Below are 21,043 nucleotides of genomic sequence, written 5' to 3' on the forward strand. Positions count from 1 at the left end.
GGGTTGGCTGCTGCCCGAGGCACGTTCATCGCCCGTATGGATGCCGACGATACCGTGCACCCACAACGTCTGGCCCTCCAGGCCGCGCACCTGTGGAACAGGCCAGAGCTTGCGCTTTCGGCCAGTCTGGTGGCCTTTGGCGGCGACCGCAAATCGGCCTACGGATTCGCGCATTTTGTGGATTGGCAAAACAGTTGCCGCTCCCCGGAGGAGATCAGCCGCAACCGCTTTAGGGATACGCCAATCTGCCATCCGTCGGCCATGTTCCGGCGGGACGCAGCTGATCGGTGGGGTGCTTATGCAGACGGGGATTTTGCCGAAGACTGGGAACTGTGGCTGCGCTGGCTTCACAACGGGGCACAGATGGAAAAGCTGCCGCAAACGCTTCTGACCTGGAACGACGCGCCAAGCCGGGCCACAAGAGCTGACGCAAGGTACGCCGATGCAGCCTGTAACAGGCTGCGCGCCCTGTGGCTGGCCCGTCATCTGGAGCTGCACAACCCTTTTCATCCGCAGGTGTGGGTTATGGGCGGCGGGCGTGTGGCCCGTAAACGGCTTGCCCCGCTTTGGAGTCACGGTGTGCACCCGGCGGCCTATATTGATATTGACGCCAAAAAAATCGGCAACGTGGTGGGCGGAATTCCAGTCTGCGGGCGTGCAGCTTTGCCTGAGCCAGGACGCTGCCGCATTCTCAACGCGCTCACCGCGCACGGCGCGGCGGAAGAAGCATCTGACTGGCTGGAATCTCAGGGGTACGGGCAAGAAGACTGGATGATTGTCTGACCAATCAAACAATCTGTAATATCTATTCATATAAGGCAAGTGTTTTCTTTCATGACCTCCAGGGCTCTTAATGGCCTCTAAATGCCCCAAAAGGCGTATCTCGCCGTCATTTACACTTCTGCTATTTGTCCTCACTTGCGCCAACGGCTCGGCAAGCCTTCAGATAGGTATTTTTTAACATACTTTATTTATTATTTATTTTAAAAAAACTTATGGAGTTTGCGAAATTTGTCACCAATACCCTTTGACAGAACAGGGGCAAGGAGATATGTTGCAAGGGCTTAATGTCTTTTTCATTCCTACAATCCGACATCATCGGGAGGATGCGGCATGCTGGATCTTAACGTTACAATGATCTTTCAGCTGGTGAACTTTTTGGTCGCCATTTATGTGCTAAATATCCTCCTTATCCGACCCATCCGCGATATCATAAAAAAGCGCAACGGCATCATGGACGGCATGGCTGAAGAAGCCGAGTCCTTCGAGTACCAGGCGGCGGAACGCCTTGCCAACTATGAAGCCGAACTGGCTCGCGCCCGTCAGGACGCAGGCCTTACCCGTGAAGAAGGCCGCGCCGAAGGCATGGTTGAACAGCAGAAGCTTGTGGGCGACGCCCAAAAAAGCGCCCGCGACATCATTGCCGAAACCCACGACTCTTTGCAGGCTCAGGCCGCCAAGACTCTTGACGAACTGCGCAATCAGGTAAGCGACTTTTCCGCACGCCTGGCCGCCAAGCTCATCAAGAGTTAGTTTCACGCGCTTTTCCGGTTCCTTGCTGGACGCCCTACGGGTGATCCGGTTTCTTTAGGCACAGTCTACGCTATTGCATTATTCTCTGAACAGAGGGGGGTGGGCTTTGAGCAAATGGAAACACGCGGGTTATATCCTGCCGCTCGTTATTGCCTTTGCCGCGATTGTCTTCATTCCTTTGGAGGCGCTGGCTTCCGAAGGGCATGGGGAAACTCGCTGGGGCGACTTCGGCTGGCGCGTGCTCAACTTCGTGATCTTTGCGGGCATCCTCTGGTACTTTGTTGGTGGACTGGCCAAGCGCTTCTTCAAGAATCGCCGCGAGACCATCAGCGGAGCGCTGGACGATCTGGATGAACGCCGCGCCAAGGCCAAGGAACAGTTGGCCGCCGTTGAGTCGCGCATTGCCCGCCTCAACGAAGAGCGTGAAGCCATTCTGGCCGAAAGCCGCAAGCAGGCTGAAAGCCTGAAGGCTGGCATTGTGGATGAGGCGCACCGTCAGGCGTCGCAAATTGTGGAGCAGGCGCGCATGACCGCTGAAAATGAAGGCCGCGCTGTGCTTGCAGAAGTGCGCGCCGTCATTGCAGACGAAATCGTGGACGCTGCCGAAAAGGCCCTGAGCGGCAAGCTCAATGCCGAAGCCCACGACAAGCTTATCGCCAATTCCCTTAAAAAGGTGGTGCTCCATTGATCGACACCGTGGTTGCACGCAGGTACGCCAACGCTATCTTTGCGTTGGGCAAAAAGGATGGGGACGAAGCCTTGAGCGCGCGCGGCGAATGCCTTGCTGCTCTTGGTGAAACGCTTGCCGCCGCGCCGGGACTTGACCTGACCCTCAAAAGTCCTGTTATCGGCGTGGAGGAAAAGAAGGCGGTTCTTGACAAACTGCTGGGCAAGCTCAAGGCCGACCAGACATTGCGCAACTTCTGCTTCTTGTTGGCAGACAAAGAAAGGCTCGCCTTTCTGCGCGAAATTTCCGCCTGGTATGGCAAACTGCTTGACGAAGCCAAGGGCATCGTGCGTGGCCAACTCGTCACTGCAGTGAAACTTCCTGCCGACAAAAAGGCAAAACTCAAAGAATCGCTGGAAAAGAAAACCGGCGCTGCCATTGAGCTTACCTTCGCTGTCGACAAGGACATACTTGGGGGTATGGTGCTCAAAATGGGTGACCGGGTGCTGGACGCAAGTCTGCGCGCGCAATTGGGTATCCTCCGGGAGACATTCAAGAGGGGTGAATAGCACATGCAGATCAAAGCGGAAGAGATAAGCAAGATCATTGAGGATCAAATCCAGAACTACGAGCAGCGCGTAGAAATGAGCGAAACCGGCACCGTACTGTACGTCGGTGACGGCATCGCCCGTGTCTACGGCGTTCAGAACGCTATGTCGATGGAACTGCTGGAATTTCCCGGCGGCGTCATGGGCATGGTGCTCAACCTTGAAGAGGACAACGTCGGTGTTGCTCTGCTCGGTTCGGATGTAGGCATCAAGGAAGGCGACCCGGTCAAGCGTACCGGCAAGATCTTCTCCGTGCCTGTCGGCGACGGCGTTATGGGCCGCGTGCTCAACCCCCTGGGTGAGCCCATCGACGGTCTGGGCCCCATCGAGGCTGCCGCAGTGCGCCCCGTGGAAATCAAGGCTCCCGGCATCATCGCGCGTAAGAGCGTGCATGAACCCATGCCTACGGGTCTGAAGGCCATTGACGCCATGACGCCTATTGGTCGCGGACAGCGCGAACTTATCATTGGCGACCGCCAGACTGGTAAGACCGCTGTTTGTATTGACGCCATCCTGGCGCAGAAAGAAACGGACATCCACTGCTTCTATGTGGCCATTGGCCAAAAGAAGTCCTCGGTGGCTCTGGTGGCCGATACCCTGCGTCGCCACGGCGCGCTGGAATACACCACCATTATTTCCGCCACCGCGTCCGACCCTGCGCCTCTGCAGTACATTGCAGCCTACACCGGTTGCACCATGGCGGAATTCTATCGCGACAACGGCAAGCACGCCCTCATCATTTACGATGACCTTTCCAAGCAGGCCGTGGCTTATCGCCAGATGTCCCTGCTGCTCCGTCGTCCTCCGGGACGTGAAGCCTTCCCCGGCGACGTGTTCTACCTGCATTCGCGCCTGCTTGAACGCGCGGCCAAGGTGAACGACAGCCTCGGCGCGGGTTCCATGACGGCTCTGCCCATCATTGAAACCCAGGCTGGCGACGTGTCCGCGTACATCCCCACCAACGTGATCTCCATCACCGACGGTCAGGTGTACCTGGAACCCAACCTCTTCAACGCCGGTGTGCGTCCGGCCATTAACGTGGGTCTTTCCGTATCCCGCGTGGGTGGTGCGGCCCAGATCAAGGCCATGAAGCAGGTGGCAGGCACGATGCGTCTTGACCTCGCCCAGTACCGCGAACTGGCGGCTTTCGCCCAGTTTGGTTCGGACCTGGACAAGGGCACCAAGGCCAAGCTTGACCGCGGCGCGCGTCTGGTGGAACTGCTCAAGCAGCCCCAGTACCAGCCCATGCCTTCCAATGAACAGGTCGCCTCCATCTACGCCGCTACGCGCGGTCTTATGGACGACGTACCGGTGGAAGACGTTCGCCGTTTCGAAGCCGCCATGCTGACCTTCCTGCGCGACACCAGGAAAGACGTGCTGGACGCCATTAAAGAAAAGAAAGTCATTGACGAGGCTGTGGAAAAAGCGCTTACCGAGGCTATTGCCGCCTTCAAGCAGGGCTGGACGGCCTAGGGGCCCCCAATATCCGGGAGAAAAGCATGCCTTCACTCAAAGACGTAAAAATGAAGATCGTGGGGGTCGGTAAGACCAAGCAGATCACCAAGGCCATGAATATGGTGGCCTCGGCGAAGCTGCGTGGCGCTCAGGCCCGCATCGAGCGCTTCAGGCCGTACGCGGCCAAATACCGCGACGTGCTCGCCGAACTGTCGAGCAAGGTGGAGGGCAACGCCCACCCCCTGCTGGCCGAGCATGAGGAAAAGAAGCATTGCGCCATTGTGCTGGTGACATCCGACCGTGGTCTCTGCGGCAGCTTCAACGGCAATATCATTGCCACTGCATTGAAGCTCGCCAAAGAGAAAAAAGCGGAAGGCCTTGAGGTGAGCTTTGTCTGCATGGGCAAGAAGGGCCGCGACGCCGTTAAGGCGGCCGGCTACAAGATCGCCAAAGCTTATGCAGACCGCATGGGCAGCATCGATTTTGCCCTGGCAAGCTCCGTGGCCCAGGAAGTCATCTTCGGCTACGAAACCTTTGGTCTCGACGAAGTGTGGCTGATATACGGCGAGTTTGTGTCTATGGGGCAACAGCCCCCGCGCACGCTCTGCCTGCTGCCCCTGAAAACGCCTGAGGCTGAAGAAATCGCCGAAGAAGCTGGAGAACCGCGCTGCGAATACGTTTACGAGCCGCAGGAAGAAAAGCTGTTGGCGGAGCTTCTGCCCCGCTACGTCAAGGTGCAGGTTTACCGTGGCATGCTGGACACATCGGCCAGCGAACATGCTGCCCGTATGGCCGCAATGGACAACGCCACGCGCAACTGCAACGAAATGATCAACATGCTGACCCTGCTCTATAACAAGACGCGGCAGGCTTCCATCACCAGCGAACTCATCGACATCGTCGGCGGCGCTGAAGCGCTGAAGGGTTAAGGAGCCAACTAATGAGCAAAAACATCGGTAAAATCGTCCAGGTTATCGGCGCTGTTGTGGACGTAGAGTTCAGCGACGGCAACCTGCCGAATATCTTCACCGCCCTGGAGATCAACAATCCGAACAACACCGACGCCCCCTACCTGGTCTGTGAAGTTTCACAGCACCTGGGCGACAACGTTGTTCGCACCATCGCCATGGACGCCACCGAAGGTCTGGTGCGCGGCATGGAAGCGGTTGACACTGGTCAGCCCATCATGGTGCCCGTGGGCAAGCCCTCTGTGGGTCGTATCCTCAACGTTATCGGACGCCCCGTGGACGAACTGGGCCCCATTAACGCTGAAAAGTACTACCCCATTCACCGCCCGGCTCCGGCCTTTACCGACCAGAACACCAAGGTCGAACTGCTGGAAACCGGCATCAAGGTTGTGGACCTGCTTGTGCCCTTCCCCAAGGGTGGCAAGATGGGCCTCTTCGGCGGCGCCGGCGTGGGCAAGACCGTTATTCTGATGGAGATGATCAACAACATCGCCAAGCAGCACGGCGGTTCCTCGGTCTTCGCGGGCGTGGGCGAACGCACCCGTGAAGGTAACGACCTTTATCATGAACTCAAGGATGCGGGCGTTCTGGAACGCGCCACCCTTGTTTACGGGCAGATGAACGAACCTCCGGGAGCCCGTGCCCGCGTGGCCCTCACCGCCCTTGCCTGCGCGGAATACTTCCGCGATGAAGAACATCAGGACGTGCTCCTCTTCATCGACAACATATTCCGCTTTACCCAGGCCGGTTCTGAAGTTTCCGCCCTTCTGGGCCGCATGCCTTCGGCCGTGGGCTATCAGCCCACCCTTGGCACGGACCTTGGTTCGCTTCAGGAACGTATTACCTCTACCAACACCGGTTCCATCACGTCCGTGCAGGCCGTTTACGTGCCCGCTGACGACTTGACCGACCCGGCCCCGGCTACCACGTTCTCGCATCTGGACGGCACGCTCGTGCTTTCGCGCCAGATTGCCGAACTTGGCATCTACCCCGCCGTGGACCCGCTTGACTCCACCTCGCGCATCCTCGCCCCCGACGTCGTGGGCGAAGACCACTACATGGTGGCCCGGCGCGTGCAGATGGTGCTGCAGAAGTACAAAGAACTGCAAGACATCATCGCCATTCTTGGCATGGACGAACTGTCGGACGAAGACAAGCTCACTGTAGCGCGCGCGCGCCGCATCCAGCGCTTCCTGTCCCAGCCCTTCCACGTGGCCGAAACCTTCACCGGTACCCCTGGCCAGTATGTTAAGCTTGAAGACACCATCAAGGGCTTCAAGGGCATTCTGGACGGCGCGTACGACCACATGGCAGAAGGTGACTTCTACATGCTGGGCGGTATTGAACAGGCCGTGGCCAAGTTTGAGCAGCGCAAGCTGCAGGAAGAAAACTAGATTGGTGACCGCCCGGTGACAGTGCTGCAAAGCACAGTCACCGGGCAGCCGTATCTGGCATATCAGGAGCGAAGGAGTACCTATGGGCACACTGCAACTGGAAGTGGTGACGCCAGACAAAACCGTGGTTAGCAGCGAAGTTGAAATGGCTGTCTGCCCCGGTATTGAAGGCGAATTCGGCGTGCTGCCCAAGCACGTCTCCCTGCTCTCCGCTCTCAAGATTGGTGGTCTGCGTTACAAGCTGGCTGGCGGCAAGGAAGAACATGTGTTCATTTCCGGCGGTTTCGCCGACGTGAATAACGATGTGCTTACCGTGCTGGCCGAGTCTGCCGAAATGGCGCAGAGTATCGACACAGCAAGAGCCATGGCCGCAAAGGAACGCGCTGAAAAGCGTATTTCCAGCCATGAAGAGCATGTTGATTCGGTTCGTGCTGAAGCCGCATTGCATAGGGCTGTTGTCCGTTTGCAATTGGCCCAGTTCCGCTAGACCGAATTGTTCGAAATTGACAGGCCGTGCTGCGTGTAAACGCTGCACGGCCTTTTATTTTGTGCAATAACCCCACGGGGCCACGCCAAAACAGGACAAATTGCAAAGACCTTCACTCTAAAAATGCTCTTGCTGTTCACAAGCACGTCATGCCGCCCTCGCCCCCCCCTGCCACCGCTTAACCTTGATTTTGCTACATGGCATTTGGGAGTGCGAGCGCTATAAAGCCATCCTTCCCGGTGCACAGACCCATCATCTAGTAGCGTTTACTGCCACGCCGGTATGGACTTTGTACATTTTCTGCGTTCTAGTCTGAAACCTTGAGCACTATAATCGCCGCAATAATCAAGGATACATAAAGCGCTTTTTTGATGCTTCTTTTTTCGCCCCAAAACAGAATGCCGCAAGCTACCGTGCCCACAACGCCAATGCCTGTGTACGAAGTATAGGCAATGGAGACATCAATCTGCCGTAGCGCAAGATACAGAAAAAACAGTGATGACGACAGACCGGCAGCGTAAACGATTATACCTCTGGCGTAGCGTTTGAAGGCAATATCCCTGACTCCGGCGACAACCGCTATTTCCAGAAGGCCAGCCAGTATCAGATACATCCAGCTCATAGAACTAGCCTTCTTCCCGTTTAAGGCAAACTATCGAAACAAGGATGACAATAATCGCGGCAACGGCTGTGAACATCATTTTTTTGCCAAAGAATGATATATCAAGAAGGTATGTTCCAACAGCGCCCAAAGTTACAAACAGTACATAGGCAATGGACGCCTCCATTCTTTTTGTTGCCAGCACAAGAAAAATAAAACTGCCCGCAACACAGCCAAGGGTTGCAACCCAGTCCTGAGGCGAATCGGCATATTTTAATCCGGCAGCCCAGGCGATTTCAAGGCTGCTGGCTATGAACAAAAAAATCCAGCTCAGCATGACAACTTTTCCAGCGGTTATGATTGATTTGAGGCCTTTTCAAAAATAAATTCGTCAATATCGCTAAAAATGCTCTTCCATTGTGCGTCGCTTACATCCAGCAAGCCGAAGTAGCGCAGTAAAAAAGCTCCTTCCGCCGCCAGATAGGCGACCCGCGCGGCCCGATCTTCCTTGTTCGCCATATCCAGGGTGTTCAGCCTGCTGGTGTGCCAGCTGCGTATCCAGTCACGTAATTCCTGGGACTCCACCAGCATGGCCAGATGGCATGCAGCCCGAGCGTTCAGCGATTTCTCCGCAGCGGTAATCCCAACGTGGGCACGTATTTTTTCCAGATCAGAAATATTTTCGATGCTTTTGCCCGCACTTCTTTCAAGGCATTCGTCGTAGTTCCGGCCCCACCGTTCGGCCATCGCGCTGACAAGCCCTCTTTTGGTGCCAAAGCATGATTGCACGCCGCCCTTGGTGATCCCCGCCGCCCTGGCAACTGCGTCAAACGTCAGGGCCGCAGGCCCGTTTTCAGTGACTATTTTCTCCGCCATATCAAGAACCAGATCTCTGTCTATGGAGCGTGGTTTACTCATATTTATTTTCTCCGTATAAATACATACGTATGTATTTAAACTGTCAAAAACAGTCAATGACACGACCCACAGACGGCAGCGCTATATCACTGCCTGATATCACCGCAAACTTGCACATAAATCCGCTTGTGCCAGCCGTCAGTTGCGTGCCACAAAACCTTCGATGGGCGCTCTGGCCCTTCTTCATAACCCGCGCCGGAAACCCTGGCCTTTGCATGGACTTCATGACAAATCTTAGCTATACAATTCTGCTACGCACCCAGATTTTACGCAGGAAAAAACATGGTCAAGCAGGAAAATATACGCAATTTTTGCATCATCGCCCATATCGACCACGGTAAGTCCACCCTGGCCGACCGCATCCTTGAACTGACCAAGGTGGTCAGCCAGCGCGAGGCGCGCCAGCAGTACCTGGACAGGATGGATCTGGAGCGCGAACGCGGCATCACCATCAAGGCCCAGACTGTGCGCCTTCCCTATTTTGCGGCTGACGGGCAGGAATATGAGTTGAACCTCATCGACACGCCCGGCCACGTGGACTTCAACTATGAAGTTTCACGCTCGCTGGCAGCCTGCGAGGGCGCGCTGCTGGTGGTTGACGCCACACAGGGAGTGGAAGCGCAGACCCTGGCCAACGTCTATCTGGCGCTGGATCACGACCATGAGGTCCTTCCGGTGCTCAACAAGATTGACCTGCCCAGTGCGGAAGTTGACCGCGTCAAAGCCGAGATTGAAGAGAGCATCGGTCTGGATTGCACACAGGCGCTGCCAGTTTCCGCCAAGACGGGCATGGGCGTGGACGCTGTACTTGAAGCCATTGTGCAGCACCTGCCAGCCCCCAAGGGCGACCCCAAGGCTCCTCTCAAGGCACTCATCTTTGACTCGTGGTACGACACCTATCAGGGCGTTGTGGTGCTTTTCCGCATTATGGACGGCACTGTGCGCAAGAATGACAACGTGCGCCTCATGAGTACAGGCAAGGAATATGAAGTCCTGCGGCTGGGCGTATTTTCCCCCGAAGCCACAGATGTTAAAGAACTGGTGGCGGGAGAGGTGGGCTTTCTTTGCGGCTCCATCAAGGAACTGGGCGACGCCCGTGTAGGCGACACCATAACCCTTGCCGACCACCCCGCTGAAAGCCCTGTGCCTGGTTTCAAAGAAGTCAAACCGATGGTTTTCTGCGGTCTCTACCCCACAGAATCCGAAGATTACGAAAACCTCAAGGCCGCCCTTGAAAAACTGCAACTCAACGACGCAGCCTTTTCATACGAGCCGGAAACGTCGCAGGCTTTGGGCTTTGGCTTTCGCTGCGGTTTCCTTGGCCTGCTGCATATGGAAATTATTCAGGAGCGGCTGGAGCGCGAATTTGAGGTTGGCCTTATCGCCACCGCGCCCTCAGTGGTCTACAAGGTCGACACAATGGACGGCAAAACGCTGGAGATCGACAACCCCAGTCATTTGCCAGATCCTACCAAGATCCACACCCTGTACGAGCCCTACGTCAACATGGATATTCATGTGCCCAACGAATATGTGGGCAACGTCATGAAACTCTGCGAAGAAAAGCGCGGCACCCAGAAAAACCTGCACTATCTTGCCTCCAACCGCGTGGTGGTCACCTACGAACTGCCCTTTGCCGAAATTGTTTACGATTTTTTTGACAGGCTCAAATCCGCTACGCGCGGTTATGCCTCGATGGACTATCAACCTCTGGATTACAGATCCTCTGATCTGGTGCGTCTGGACATCATGCTCAACGGCGAAACTGTGGACGCCCTGGCGGTTATCGTACACCGCGACCGTGCCTACACCTATGGGCGCGGTCTGGCGCTCAAGCTCAAGCGCAGCATACCGCGCCAGCTTTTCCAGGTTGCCATTCAGGCGGCCATTGGTCAGAAAATCATTGCCCGTGAGACGGTCTCTGCCTTCCGCAAGGACGTTACCGCCAAGTGCTACGGCGGCGACATCACGCGTAAGCGCAAACTGCTGGAAAAGCAGAAAGAGGGCAAACGCCGCATGAAGCGTATGGGCAACGTTGAACTGCCGCAGGAAGCCTTTCTGGCGGCTCTCAAGGTGGGCGACGACTAGACGAGGGCAGAAATACAAAAACCATTTTGCGGGGAAGAATCTTTACAACGAGGATTCTTCCCCGTTTGCATTTCTGATTTCCAATTTAGGCGGGCTGAAGGGGCTGTGCGTGAGACGAATGCGGGATGCTCAATGCAACGGACAGAGCAAACGGAGCAAGGTGTGTCCAGATGCAATCTCCAACAGGTTGTTCACCCTCTCTCAAGTCTGTGAAGCTGGAGCTGCCACACAGCAGCTAACCAATGGAGAAGGCGAACAGTCGTAAGAAGCCAAATGGAACACGAAAGAGTGAGAGGAGATGGTACGGCGACTGCGTGAGCAAACACCCGCCGCGAAAACACACGCTCTATCTATTTGCGTGGTTAAATGCCGCACCGGGCATGCCCTGAACTCTTCGGATATACATCCTTAAAGTCAAACTGCTCCAGACAGGCTGCCGGGCCAATAATTACTTCATTCCTGGGCGCGCGCGGCTTCATATTCTTCAAGGCTGCCCCTGCCCAGCAGGCGCGCCAGGCAACGATGCCGCTCCACAGCCATATTCTTTCCCACACTACGCGCACGGCGCACTTCACGGGCATAGCTTTCCAGAGTGCCTTGCGAGAGCGTTTCCAGCTCGCACCGCAGATACCGGCGGAACATGTCGCCGCCGCTGCGTCTGATCACGTGTGGAAAAAGAACACTGGCCTCTTCCAGAAAAACCAGTTCCGCGTCAGCAATTTCGTCCAGAAGCGGGCTTGTGCTGAGGGGCGGGAGACGGTCGTCCATACGGGCGTATTTTTCAACCATCAAGTTTCGCCCCACCGCTGCCGCCTCTTGCAAGTCAGCCAGATAAGAGGCCAGCGTAGCGCCGTCCAGAGGCTCATGCGTCATGCGCCGCATGACCCGGAATGTTTCTGGCCGCTGCTGACAAGCCGAGACTCCGCCTTCGTTGGGAGTGGCAAGAAACATGTCCAGTTCGCGGTCAATAATCTCGCGCAGCATGACCTCACGGTCAAATGATTGCGGCATAGCTCTCTTCCTTGCCAAAGGCCAAATGCATTGGTCTCTGGGGCCAGAGACAAACAGGTTCAGACAATGTGCGCTCCAGCGTCGCAAGCGGTAACATCCGCGTCAGCCACGCCCATCACATCGCCCAGCGTGTTAATCCCGCCGGGCGGCTTCTATTTCCTTGACCTTGCGGAAGATGGTGCTGCGATCCATCTGAAAATGGCGTGAGAGTTCGCTGATGGAACCATACTGCCTCATGCCCTTTTCAATAACAGCGGTTTCCACTTCCTTCATGATGCTTTTCAACGAGCGCCCCTCAATGGAAGGCAGGGCAAAAGCGCTGTCCTTATCATCATGCATAACGGCAGGACGGATGCCTGAAAGGTCGCGAGCCTCAATGCTGCCGTGCTTGCAGGTCACAACAAGGCCCTGCACAAGATTTTCCAGCTCGCGCACGTTGCCGGGCCAACTGTGGGCTTGCAGAATATGCTCGGCTTCTTCGGAAAGATGGATATTTTTGTGATACTTTTTTGCGTAATACGTCAAAAAGCTCTGGGCCAGGGGCAAAATGTCGGCCCGGCGGCTGCGCAGGGCCGGAATGTTCAGCACCGCCACCTTGAGCCGGTAATAGAGGTCTGAGCGAAATGCCCCCTTGGCCACTTCTTTTTCCAGATCCTTGTTGGTGGCGGCTATGACGCGCACGTCCACTTTTTTGGGTCTGGTGGCTCCCACGCGCATGACTTCCCAATCCTGAAGCACGCGCAGCAGGCGCGACTGCATGGTCATTGGCAGTTCGCCTATTTCATCCAGAAAAAGCGTGCCCGAGGATGCCGCTTCCACAAGCCCGGCCTTGCCGCTCTTGCTTGCCCCTGAAAAACTGCCGGGCACATAGCCGAACAGCTCGGTTTCAATAAGATTTTCAGGGATGCTGCCACAGTCTACCTTGACAAAAGGGGCATCGGCGCGCTGGCTTTTGCGGTGTATGTGCCGCGCCACCACGTCTTTGCCCACGCCTGTTTCGCCCTGCAACAGCACGGTGGCGTCTGTTTCGGCAATGGCGACAGCTTCGGCGTACAACCGCTGCATGGCCTGGCTCTGCACCACACGCGGATACTGATTACCAGTGATGCCGTCGCTGCTCAGGGTCTGAAATGTTTCCAGCAGTTCCTTTTGCGCCATTACCTCTTCACGCAGTTCGGTAAGAGCCGTCACATCACGGATAACAGTGACAACATAGGCCACATGCCCAGAAGTATCCTTGACCGGATGCCCGTCCAGAAGCAACGTGCGCCCGTTAAAAAGATTCTGCACGCTGGAGACCTTCTGCCCGGTTTCCACAATGCGCGGGTTAAGAACCACGTCAAAAATGCCGTTCTGCACCATATCCTGAATACGGCTGCCGGTCATTTTTTCCTTGGGAATACCCGTAAGTTCCGCATGGCGCTTGTTTACAAGCACCACCACGCCCTCCCGGTCCGTAACGCAGATGGCGTCCCGAAAGGTATCGCAAAGCTGTTCAATATATTCGGCCAACATTCGTGGGTTATACATGCACTTCCTCCAGGGGCGCAAGAGCGCCCCCATACCGGCATCAAATATGGGGGCGCCCGACTATGGCTACCGCACGGCAGATACGGTCAGCCCTTTGGCCTTGTCCGAGCGGCGCATTCTGGCGCCACTCCGGCAAAGGCTACCAATTCTAGAAGCCGTCCGCCCCGGCAGGAGCGCCGATGACGGTGGAGGAGACAGTGGCTTCTTTCGTGGCGTTATTGGCGCGGTTTTCACGGGCCAGCTTGTTCAGCCACCAGGTGGACAGGGCGCTGATGGTGCCCACTGCGGCCATGTAGGCGCAGAGGAACCAGGGCGCGCCGTCGGCCATGCCCGTAAGCACGGCGGCAACCATCGGCGTCATGCCTGAAGCAAAGATGGCGGTGAACTGATAGACAAAGGAAATGCCCGAGTAGCGCACAGAGGCGTCAAAGCTTTCAGAAAACACGCTGGACATGGTGCCGAACACGGCGGCGTGCACGATACCGAAGGGCAGGCCCAGAGCGACAACCACGAGGAAGTAGTTGTTGGCATAGTTGTGCAGCACCCAGAAGGCAGGGAAGCTTGAGAAGCCCAGAATCAGGGCGCAAATACCGTACAGTTTGGCCTTGCCGACCTTGTCGGCCATATTTCCCCAGAAAGGAATGAAGAGCGACATGATAACAGAGGAAATCATAACCGCTGTAAGTGCGGCAGAGCGGTCGATGCCGTGCTGCTGGGTCAGATAGGTCAGGGAGTACACGCCGAAGACGTTGAAGGACACGCCGTCAATGAAGCGTGCGCCCATGCAGGCAATCATCATCTTGGGGTAGCGCTTGAAGGCGTCCAGCAGGGGGTACTTGGCTTCGGGCAGGCTTTTTTTGGCTTCAGAAAAGTCTTTGGTTTCCTGCACGGTGCTGCGCATGTAGCCGCCCACGGCCAACAGCACGGCGGAGAGCAGGAAGGCCACGCGCCAGCCCCAGCTCAGGAAGGCTTCATTGGAAAGTGTGGCGGAGAAAAAGCCCACGATGCCAGAGGCCAGCAACAGGCCAAGCGACATGCCGATCTGCGGCAAACTGGCGTAGAAGCCGCGTCTGTGCGCAGGTGCAGATTCGTAGGACATAAGCACAGCGCCGCCCCATTCGCCACCAAGGCCAATGCCCTGCGCCAGACGGCAGACAATGAGCAGAATGGGCGCCCAGATGCCAATGCTGTCGTATGTGGGGATAAGACCAATGCAGACCGTGGCTATACCCATAATTTCAAGGGTAAGGATAAGCATCTTCTTGCGGCCGAGCTTATCGCCGAAATGGCCGAAGATGATGCCGCCAAGGGGGCGGGCCACAAAACCCACGGCAAAGGTGGCGAAGGCCAGCATGGTGCCGATGCGGGGGTCAAATGAAGGAAAATACAGCTGATTGAAAAACAGGCCAGCCACAACGCCGTACAAAAAGAAGTCGTACCATTCGATGACAGCCCCGATAATGGACGAGGCCACAACGCGGCGCAGGTTTTTTTGCTGTTCCGGAGTAAGGTTTTCGGTTTGCATGGTGATCCTTATGGTTGCTGTGCAGATGTATTCACATGCAGGGGCTGCCGTCCAGTCCCTGCCAGCGGAAAAACGCTTTCCGCCGTTCCATTCCGGTAACCGCCCGACAGCCAGCTGCCAGACCAACTGGCGCTTGCGGCGGGCGCAGCCTTATAGGCCGAGCAGCCTTGCGGCGTTGTTGAACATGACGTTTTCAAGAACTTCAGGCGTAAAGGGCAAACGCTTGTAAAGGGCGATCTGCTCCTGAAAATCCATAAAGGGCGCTGCGCTGGCAAAAAGCACCTTGTCGCCGATGAGCGTATTGGCCGCCTGAATATAGCCTTCGGAAAAAGGCTGTTCTTCATACTCCGCCAGGTCGATGTAGACGTTCTTGTGCCTGTGAACGGTCATGATGACTTCGCTCACCCAAGGGTAGCAGCCGTGGCTGATGACGATCTTGAGCTTGGGAAAGTCTGTGGCCACCCGGTCGATATGGCGGGGATGGGCGTCTTCCATCACGGCTCCGCCCACAAGGGTCCCGGGGCCGGTGGTGATGACGATGGGCACATCGAGTTCGCAACACTTTGAATAAATGGGATAGTATTTGGCATGGCTGGCAGGAATGCGCGCAAGATAGGGGTCAATGGCCGCCCCGCGCATGCCGTGCTGCGTTACCATTGCCGACAGTTCGTCCACAGCGTCCATACCCTTGTGGGGATCAAGTCCGGCAAAACCGATGAACTTGCCGGGGTAAAGGCGCATAAGCTCAAGAATGCCGGGGTTGGCAGAGCCAAGACCATAGGTGGTTTCGGCGTCGCGCCCTGTCACAACGCCCTTGACCACGTTCTGCTTTTCCATATCGGCAACAATTTTTTCAATGGGCTCCGGCTTGGCGCGATCGGCGTACTTGAACAGCTCGAACATGCCTCCAAAAACCTTGTTGGCAAGCATGCCCTTTACGGCGTCAGGCGTACTGGGGCGAAACCGGAAATCTATGATTTTCATGGATAATCCTTTAAAAATTGGTGGTGCCCGTGAACTCTTTCCTGACTAAAGGCAAGAAGCGTGCCTATTGTGAATTTGAGCGCAATAAATCCGGCAGATCTTCATAGCAAATCATTTTTGTATGATATTATAGTTATATATTTTACATAGTTATATAAGATAAAACACTTTTCATTTTTTTCAAAACACCCGGCCGCTCAAGAAAAAACACTCATCTTGTTCCAAATTGAGCTTATTTACCGCGTGAACTCCATAGAGTGGATAAAATTATGCCAACAACATATTAATATTATTGTATAATTTTATCCATAATAGTAATTATTTGTAACGGCGTTACAACATTTCCGCCGCGTTGCAAAAAAGCAACACGGACATATAGCGCAAAAATCATAAAAAACAAGCAAGTTATAGATTTTTCGCCCCAAATATGTGCAAAAAAACACACCCCGCAGCAGACAATTGTGTAAAAAAACACAATTGTCTGCTGCGGGGTGAAAATGCGCGTTTTTTCTATTTCTGCCAGTGGCACGCACATGCCCTATGCTGCAACTTCAGCCCACACAATACAACGCTCGGGGAGCCTGTGCGGCCTATTGGGCCAGTTCGCGCAGCCGCTCCATACGGGCTTCGTCTGCCTTCACGTCATCAAGCTCATAGCGGCGGCCAAGATAGGTATACTTGGGCTGCCCCATGCGGTGATAGGTCAGCAACTCGTATTCTATATTGGGCCGGCGCGGAATAAACTCACGGATGGCAATGATATCATCATCTGAATCGTTGAAGCCCGGCACCACAGGAGTACGCACCAATATGGGCAAATAGGGAAAATCTTCACAGATGGCGGCAAAATTCTTCAAAATCAGGGCATTGTCCACGCCTGTAAATTGCTTGTGCTTTACAGCGTTAAGGCTCTTTATGTCGAAGATCAGCTTGTCGAGATGCTTGCAGGCCTCGTAAAGGTGACCATAGGGGTAGCACCCGCAGGTTTCTATGGTGGTATTGATGTGGTGCCTCTTGCCCTCGCGCAACAGGGCGTGGGCAAATTCGTGCTGCGTGAGGGCCTCGCCGCCCGAAAGAGTCATGCCCCCGCCAGAGCGGTGATAGAACACGCCGTCTTCCTCAACCTTGTTCAGCACCTGCTCAACACTCATGCTTTCACCGTAGATGCTCTGCGCGCCTGACGGACATGCGTGAACACAGGCCATACACTCCGTGCAGCGGCTGCGGTCGTGCATAATGATGCCTTCCACCAGCCCCAGCGCTCCAGAAGGGCAAACCTTGAGGCAGCGCCCGCAAACTTCGGCAGAAAGGCAGCGTGAAGGATTGAAGGCGTGTTCCGGCTTGATGTTCTGCGATTCAGGATTGCTGCACCAAAGGCAGTGCAAAGGGCAACCCTTGAGAAACACCAGGGTACGAATGCCTTCGCCGTCGTGAACGCTGAACTTCTGTATATTGAAAACAGTGCCTTTAACTTGTGCGTCCGTCATGGGTCATCCTTGTGTTGCGGCCCGGCCGGGCGCGCCTTCGGGTAAAATAAAGGGGGGGAAGGGACTCTCCCCTCCCCCCCGGGTTGGTCGTTTTGCAACTATGCCCTAGAACTGGGCGTGCTCCGTGCGGTCGATGATGTCATTCTGCAGGTCGCGGGACAGGTCGCAGAAGTACGCGCTGTACCCGGCGATGCGCACCAGCAGGCTGCGGTAGTTGTCCGGCTCCTGCTGCGCCTTGACCAGGGTTTCCTTGTTCACGATGTTGAACTGCAAGTGCCACAGCTTGAGGTCGCACCAGGTACGGATGAGGTTGACGATCTTCTGCGTGCCGTCTTCACCAGCCACGCACTTGGGCGACAGCTTGATGTTCAGCAGGCGTGAAGCACGGTTGGTCATACCGTAGTTCTTGGAGTGGTAGTTGGAGAGCAGCACGGCGGTGGGGCCGTTTTTGTCCGCGCCGTGAGAGGCCGAAGAGCCGTCGGACAGGGCAGTCCAGGCGTGACGGCCATTGGGCGTGGCAGAAACAACCTTGCCAAAGGGCACGTGCGAGGTGATGGGCACATAGCGCACGTCCACATGCACGCCGCGTTCACGGGAACTCTTGGCGGCTTCAACCTGGGTAACGCGGTCCACGTCCTTGGCGACGCTGTCGGCATAGGCATCATTGTTGCCGTAGCAGGGAGCGTTGCGCAGCATTTCGCGCACGGCTTCGTGCCCCTTGAAGTCGGCCTTGCAGGCCTCAACAACTTCCTTGAGGGTCAGCTTCTTGTCTTCGAACACCAGCTTTTTGATGGCAGACAGGGAGTCCACCACAGTGCCGTAGCCAAGGAATTCAAAGTAGGAGTAGTCCACGCCGCCGGGAATCTTTTCAGCGTGCAAATCCATGAGGTTTTCCATGCACAGGTTGTGCAGCACGGAAGACATCGGAGCCGAGAAGTGCTGGGGACGCAGCTTGTCCACCACATGCTGCTGCTGGAAAGCCTTGCGCAGCAGGTTCAGATGCTGGGCCTTGTAGGCGTCGTAAAATTCTTCCCAGGTGTTGAACTTGGTGACGTCGCCGGTTTCAAGACCAATGACTTCGTCGCCATAGTGCAGCATGCGGCCATTATAGAGCAGCATTTCCAGCGCCGTGGCAAAGTTCACGTACACGCAGCCAGAGGTGTAGGTATCGCGGTTGGGCATGCGCGTTTCGGTGCAGCCTGACACGGCATAGTCCAGAGCTTCGTTGACCGGGCAGCCCTTGATGGTGTTAAGGAACACCACTTCTTCGTCGTTGATGAGCTTGGGGAAGCCCGAGCCGTCTTTGATGGTCAGAGCCACTTCGCGCAGGAAGCGTTCCGGCGAGCGGGAGTGGATACGTGCGGCCAGGTCGGGGTAGTTCAGGGGGAACTCGCGCTTGGACTCAAGGAAAAGATAGCTGAGGTCGTTGGTGGCGTCTTCGCCTTCGGGGGTCTGGCCGCCGATGGTCACGGCTTCCCAGTGGGCATAACCTTCCTGGAACTCAACGCCGGTGGGGTTGATGTACAGGTCGATGAACTGGGCCATGTCTACCCACATGCATTCCAGCAGATCCTTGGCTTCTTCGCGGGTAATGCGGCCTTCATCAAGATCTTTCTTGTACAGGGGGTAGAGATACTGGTCCATACGGCCATTGGAAATGATGGCGCTGGCCTTCTGCTCAATGCGCGAGAACATCTGCACGAACCACTGGCACTGCATGGCTTCACGGAAAGTACGGGCCGGATGGGCAGGCACGTGATCGCAGGTTTCGGCGATCTGCAGAAGTTCGGCCTTGCGCTTGGGATCAGCTTCCTTGGCGGCCAGTTCACGAGCGAGGTCGGCATGGCGCTTGGCCCAGATCATGATGGCGTCGCACACGATGATCATGCCTTCAAGGAAGGGCTTTTTGTCCCAGAGATCCACAGAGTTGTTCAGATCAAGGTTGGCAAGTTTTTCCTTGGCTTCGTTCTGGATGTCGATAAAGCCGCGATTGATAACTTTTTCGTAGTCCGGCACCCACTGAAGGGCAGAGCGGTAAGAAGACGTTTCGCTGACCACGAACTTGGACTTGAGGCCGCGTTCGTCGTGATAGGTCACGCCGCGGATGTCTTCGGGCAGAGCCTTGTTAAGGTGCTCATGGTAGGTCTTGCCTTCCCAGTAGGGGGCAATTTCTTCCATAACAACCTTGATGTCTTCCTGCGAAATCTGGAAGGGGCTCTTGTCGCGATTGGCGAGGTCGGCCAGCACTTCGCGGTAAAAGTCACCGTCAATTTCAGGGTAGAGGATGCCGTAACGGCCAAGCATGCCCACGCGGCCAGCCAGCAGCTGGTTGGGCGTAATCCAGACCGTAATTTTTTCGGCCACGTTCTTAAGCGCCTTGGCCCAGCGCAAGGTCAGCAGTTCGCCCTCGGTTTCCCGCATGGATTCGGTGAAATACTTGGCGCGTTCCACGTCCACATTAGGCAGGGTGAACTGATTGCTCTCCAGAATACTGTAGACGCGTTCACGCCCCTGACGGTTAACGCTCTTGTTGACAACGCGCTCTTCCTGAGGGGACATGCAGCAACCGCACTGGCTCATAATGAAACTCCTGAATGGGTGTTATGTTCTTTATTTGGGTGATTGTGATATTCATCCCAATGCCCCCTCTTGAGCATCATTCATGCCATTCGTGTAACACGCATTTATATATGAATATTTTAAAAATTGCGATTGTTCGCCGCAGAGACGTTCGCGCCGTATTTGTTGCAAAAAAACAACATATCAATTCTTAATATAATAAAATAATTAAATAAAATTATTTAGTGTTTTTTTGCAACGGTGTAAAAAAACACTTTTTCACAATCTCTCCTGAGTAAGGCCCAACGTCTGAAAACAACCGCCCTTCTTCAGGCCCTCAATGCAATGAAATTCTCTGCTCTGCCGCCCGCAAAACGAGCTGTAGAATACTGCGCAAGACAGGCTCCCGGTCAGGAATGCAGAAAACCAGGGGCTGTTTCTAACTATCTATTTTATATTAATAAAATTCTAAGACAGTTACCTATGGCATTACCGAAAGCATTCGTGCTGTTAGCGGCACAGACAGCACACCTTGGTGGGCAGCTGCAACAAATGGCTGGACCCGTTTATTAACACTGAGCTAAATACAAGCAGATACTTGCAGCGCCCCGATGCTGGCTGCGATCTGTTCCCCCTACCCTTTTTCCTGCCAGCAGGCAGCCACGCACAGCGGCGCATTGCCCAGTAATGAGGCCCCATAAAGAACCTGCGGAGAGTCATGAAAAATTTTCAGGCATTGCCGCTCGCTCCGGACTGGCTATACTGCTTACAGCTTGCCTTTTTTTCCGCAGACTGCCCCTGGCGCTGCTTACCCATGCAACCCTGAGAAGAAAACACCGACAACGGGACATCTGGCGTACACGGCAGAACAGCACGACTCGGCAAACCACTCCAACAGGCCACGACAACAGGCCATTACACAACAGCCAGACGGAAACGAACAGATGCATTTTGTGAAGGTAAAAGGAATTTTATCCCCGAAAAATGGCATGAACATCTATCGCGGATGTGCGCATGGATGTATCTATTGTGATTCGCGCAGCGCCTGCTATGGGATGGAGCATGAATTTGAAGATATAGAAGTCAAAGAAAATGCCATAGAACTGCTTGAGAACGCCCTTCAACGCAAACGCAAAAAATGCATGATCGGCACAGGTTCCATGACGGACCCATACATCCCGGTTGAAATGGAGATCGGAAATGTCAGAAAGGCCCTGTCGCTGATACA

General features: G+C 55.3%; 19 protein-coding genes and 1 pseudogene. 10 read left to right on the plus strand and 10 right to left on the minus strand.

The features are described from left to right. The 8 genes from QM579_RS13145 to QM579_RS13180 form a co-directional block, all read left to right on the plus strand. A partial coding sequence (locus QM579_RS13145; RefSeq protein WP_414999583.1) for a glycosyltransferase occupies positions 1 to 783 on the plus strand: 783 nt, incomplete at its 5' end. Between the two features lie 330 nt (positions 784 to 1,113). Further along, positions 1,114 to 1,533 carry an ATP synthase F0 subunit B gene (locus QM579_RS13150; protein ID WP_414999584.1) on the plus strand — a complete coding sequence of 140 codons (420 nt, stop codon included), beginning with the start codon at positions 1,114 to 1,116 and terminating at the stop codon, positions 1,531 to 1,533. Positions 1,534 to 1,639: 106 nt separating this feature from the next. After that, positions 1,640 to 2,221, plus strand: coding sequence for a F0F1 ATP synthase subunit B (locus tag QM579_RS13155; RefSeq protein WP_414999585.1), 582 nt, complete (start codon positions 1,640 to 1,642; stop codon positions 2,219 to 2,221). Then, positions 2,218 to 2,769: an ATP synthase F1 subunit delta gene (atpH, locus tag QM579_RS13160; RefSeq protein ID WP_183719079.1), complete on the plus strand. Its 552-nt coding sequence runs from the start codon at positions 2,218 to 2,220 to the stop codon at positions 2,767 to 2,769. Before QM579_RS13155 ends, atpH begins: the two co-directional genes overlap by 4 nt. A gap of 3 nt (positions 2,770 to 2,772) precedes the next feature. Then, positions 2,773 to 4,281, plus strand: a complete 1,509-nt coding sequence (gene atpA / locus QM579_RS13165) for a F0F1 ATP synthase subunit alpha (protein ID WP_179980135.1) — start codon at positions 2,773 to 2,775, stop codon at positions 4,279 to 4,281. A gap of 26 nt (positions 4,282 to 4,307) precedes the next feature. Then, the gene (locus tag QM579_RS13170) at positions 4,308 to 5,192 is read left to right on the plus strand and encodes a F0F1 ATP synthase subunit gamma (protein ID WP_414999586.1); all 885 of its coding nucleotides are present in this window, start codon (positions 4,308 to 4,310) and stop codon (positions 5,190 to 5,192) included. An 11-nt stretch (positions 5,193 to 5,203) separates the two neighbouring features. Then, positions 5,204 to 6,625, plus strand: a complete 1,422-nt coding sequence (gene atpD, locus QM579_RS13175) for a F0F1 ATP synthase subunit beta (RefSeq protein ID WP_414999587.1) — start codon at positions 5,204 to 5,206, stop codon at positions 6,623 to 6,625. Positions 6,626 to 6,707: 82 nt separating this feature from the next. Next, complete coding sequence (locus QM579_RS13180; protein ID WP_414999588.1) at positions 6,708 to 7,112, plus strand: F0F1 ATP synthase subunit epsilon; 405 nt, start codon at positions 6,708 to 6,710, stop codon at positions 7,110 to 7,112. Positions 7,113 to 7,419: 307 nt separating this feature from the next. Here the strand turns inward: QM579_RS13180 and QM579_RS13185 are convergent, their stop codons facing one another. The 3 genes from QM579_RS13185 to QM579_RS13195 are packed head-to-tail and all read right to left on the minus strand — an operon-like array spanning position 7,420 to position 8,631. Beyond that, on the minus strand, positions 7,420 to 7,734 hold the full coding sequence (locus QM579_RS13185; RefSeq protein WP_414999589.1) for a DMT family transporter: 315 nt from the start codon (positions 7,732 to 7,734) through the stop codon (positions 7,420 to 7,422). 4 nt (positions 7,735 to 7,738) lie between these two features. Then, the gene (locus QM579_RS13190; protein WP_414999590.1) at positions 7,739 to 8,050 is read right to left on the minus strand and encodes a DMT family transporter; all 312 of its coding nucleotides are present in this window, start codon (positions 8,048 to 8,050) and stop codon (positions 7,739 to 7,741) included. 17 nt (positions 8,051 to 8,067) lie between these two features. Next, entirely contained in the window at positions 8,068 to 8,631 is a 564-nt protein-coding gene (locus QM579_RS13195) for a TetR/AcrR family transcriptional regulator (RefSeq protein WP_414999591.1), read from the minus strand. A gap of 282 nt (positions 8,632 to 8,913) precedes the next feature. On the opposite strand from QM579_RS13195, the gene lepA reads away from it, so the two are divergent. Then, complete coding sequence (gene lepA, locus QM579_RS13200; RefSeq protein WP_414999592.1) at positions 8,914 to 10,719, plus strand: translation elongation factor 4; 1,806 nt, start codon at positions 8,914 to 8,916, stop codon at positions 10,717 to 10,719. A 453-nt stretch (positions 10,720 to 11,172) separates the two neighbouring features. Here the strand turns inward: lepA and QM579_RS13205 are convergent, their stop codons facing one another. The 7 genes from QM579_RS13205 to hpsG all read right to left on the minus strand — a co-directional run bounded on the left by QM579_RS13205 (position 11,173) and on the right by hpsG (position 19,836). Next, entirely contained in the window at positions 11,173 to 11,730 is a 558-nt protein-coding gene (locus QM579_RS13205; protein WP_414999593.1) for a DUF4125 family protein, read from the minus strand. A 132-nt stretch (positions 11,731 to 11,862) separates the two neighbouring features. Then, the gene (locus QM579_RS13210) at positions 11,863 to 13,260 is read right to left on the minus strand and encodes a sigma-54 interaction domain-containing protein (protein ID WP_414999594.1); all 1,398 of its coding nucleotides are present in this window, start codon (positions 13,258 to 13,260) and stop codon (positions 11,863 to 11,865) included. Positions 13,261 to 13,408: 148 nt separating this feature from the next. Further along, positions 13,409 to 14,785, minus strand: a complete 1,377-nt coding sequence (locus QM579_RS13215; protein ID WP_414999595.1) for an MFS transporter — start codon at positions 14,783 to 14,785, stop codon at positions 13,409 to 13,411. Positions 14,786 to 14,935: 150 nt separating this feature from the next. After that, positions 14,936 to 15,769 (minus strand): amidohydrolase family protein, encoded by an 834-nt coding sequence (locus QM579_RS13220; protein WP_414999596.1) that lies wholly within the window; start codon positions 15,767 to 15,769, stop codon positions 14,936 to 14,938. 289 nt (positions 15,770 to 16,058) lie between these two features. Then, on the minus strand, positions 16,059 to 16,298 hold the full coding sequence (locus QM579_RS13225) for a hypothetical protein (RefSeq protein WP_414999597.1): 240 nt from the start codon (positions 16,296 to 16,298) through the stop codon (positions 16,059 to 16,061). A gap of 61 nt (positions 16,299 to 16,359) precedes the next feature. After that, a complete protein-coding gene (gene hpsH, locus QM579_RS13230) occupies positions 16,360 to 17,256 on the minus strand; it encodes a (2S)-3-sulfopropanediol dehydratase activating enzyme (protein ID WP_414999598.1) in 897 nt (298 codons plus the stop codon). Between the two features lie 105 nt (positions 17,257 to 17,361). Continuing rightward, positions 17,362 to 19,836 carry a (2S)-3-sulfopropanediol dehydratase gene (gene hpsG / locus QM579_RS13235; protein WP_414999599.1) on the minus strand — a complete coding sequence of 825 codons (2,475 nt, stop codon included), beginning with the start codon at positions 19,834 to 19,836 and terminating at the stop codon, positions 17,362 to 17,364. A gap of 752 nt (positions 19,837 to 20,588) precedes the next feature. Between hpsG and QM579_RS13240 the strand changes: the two are divergent. Continuing rightward, positions 20,589 to 21,043: pseudogene (locus QM579_RS13240) on the plus strand (hypothetical protein); the annotation flags it as partial.

Origin of the sequence: Desulfovibrio sp., assembly GCF_047607245.1 — a bacterium.
In the GTDB taxonomy this organism is placed as follows: Bacteria; Desulfobacterota; Desulfovibrionia; order Desulfovibrionales; family Desulfovibrionaceae; genus Desulfovibrio.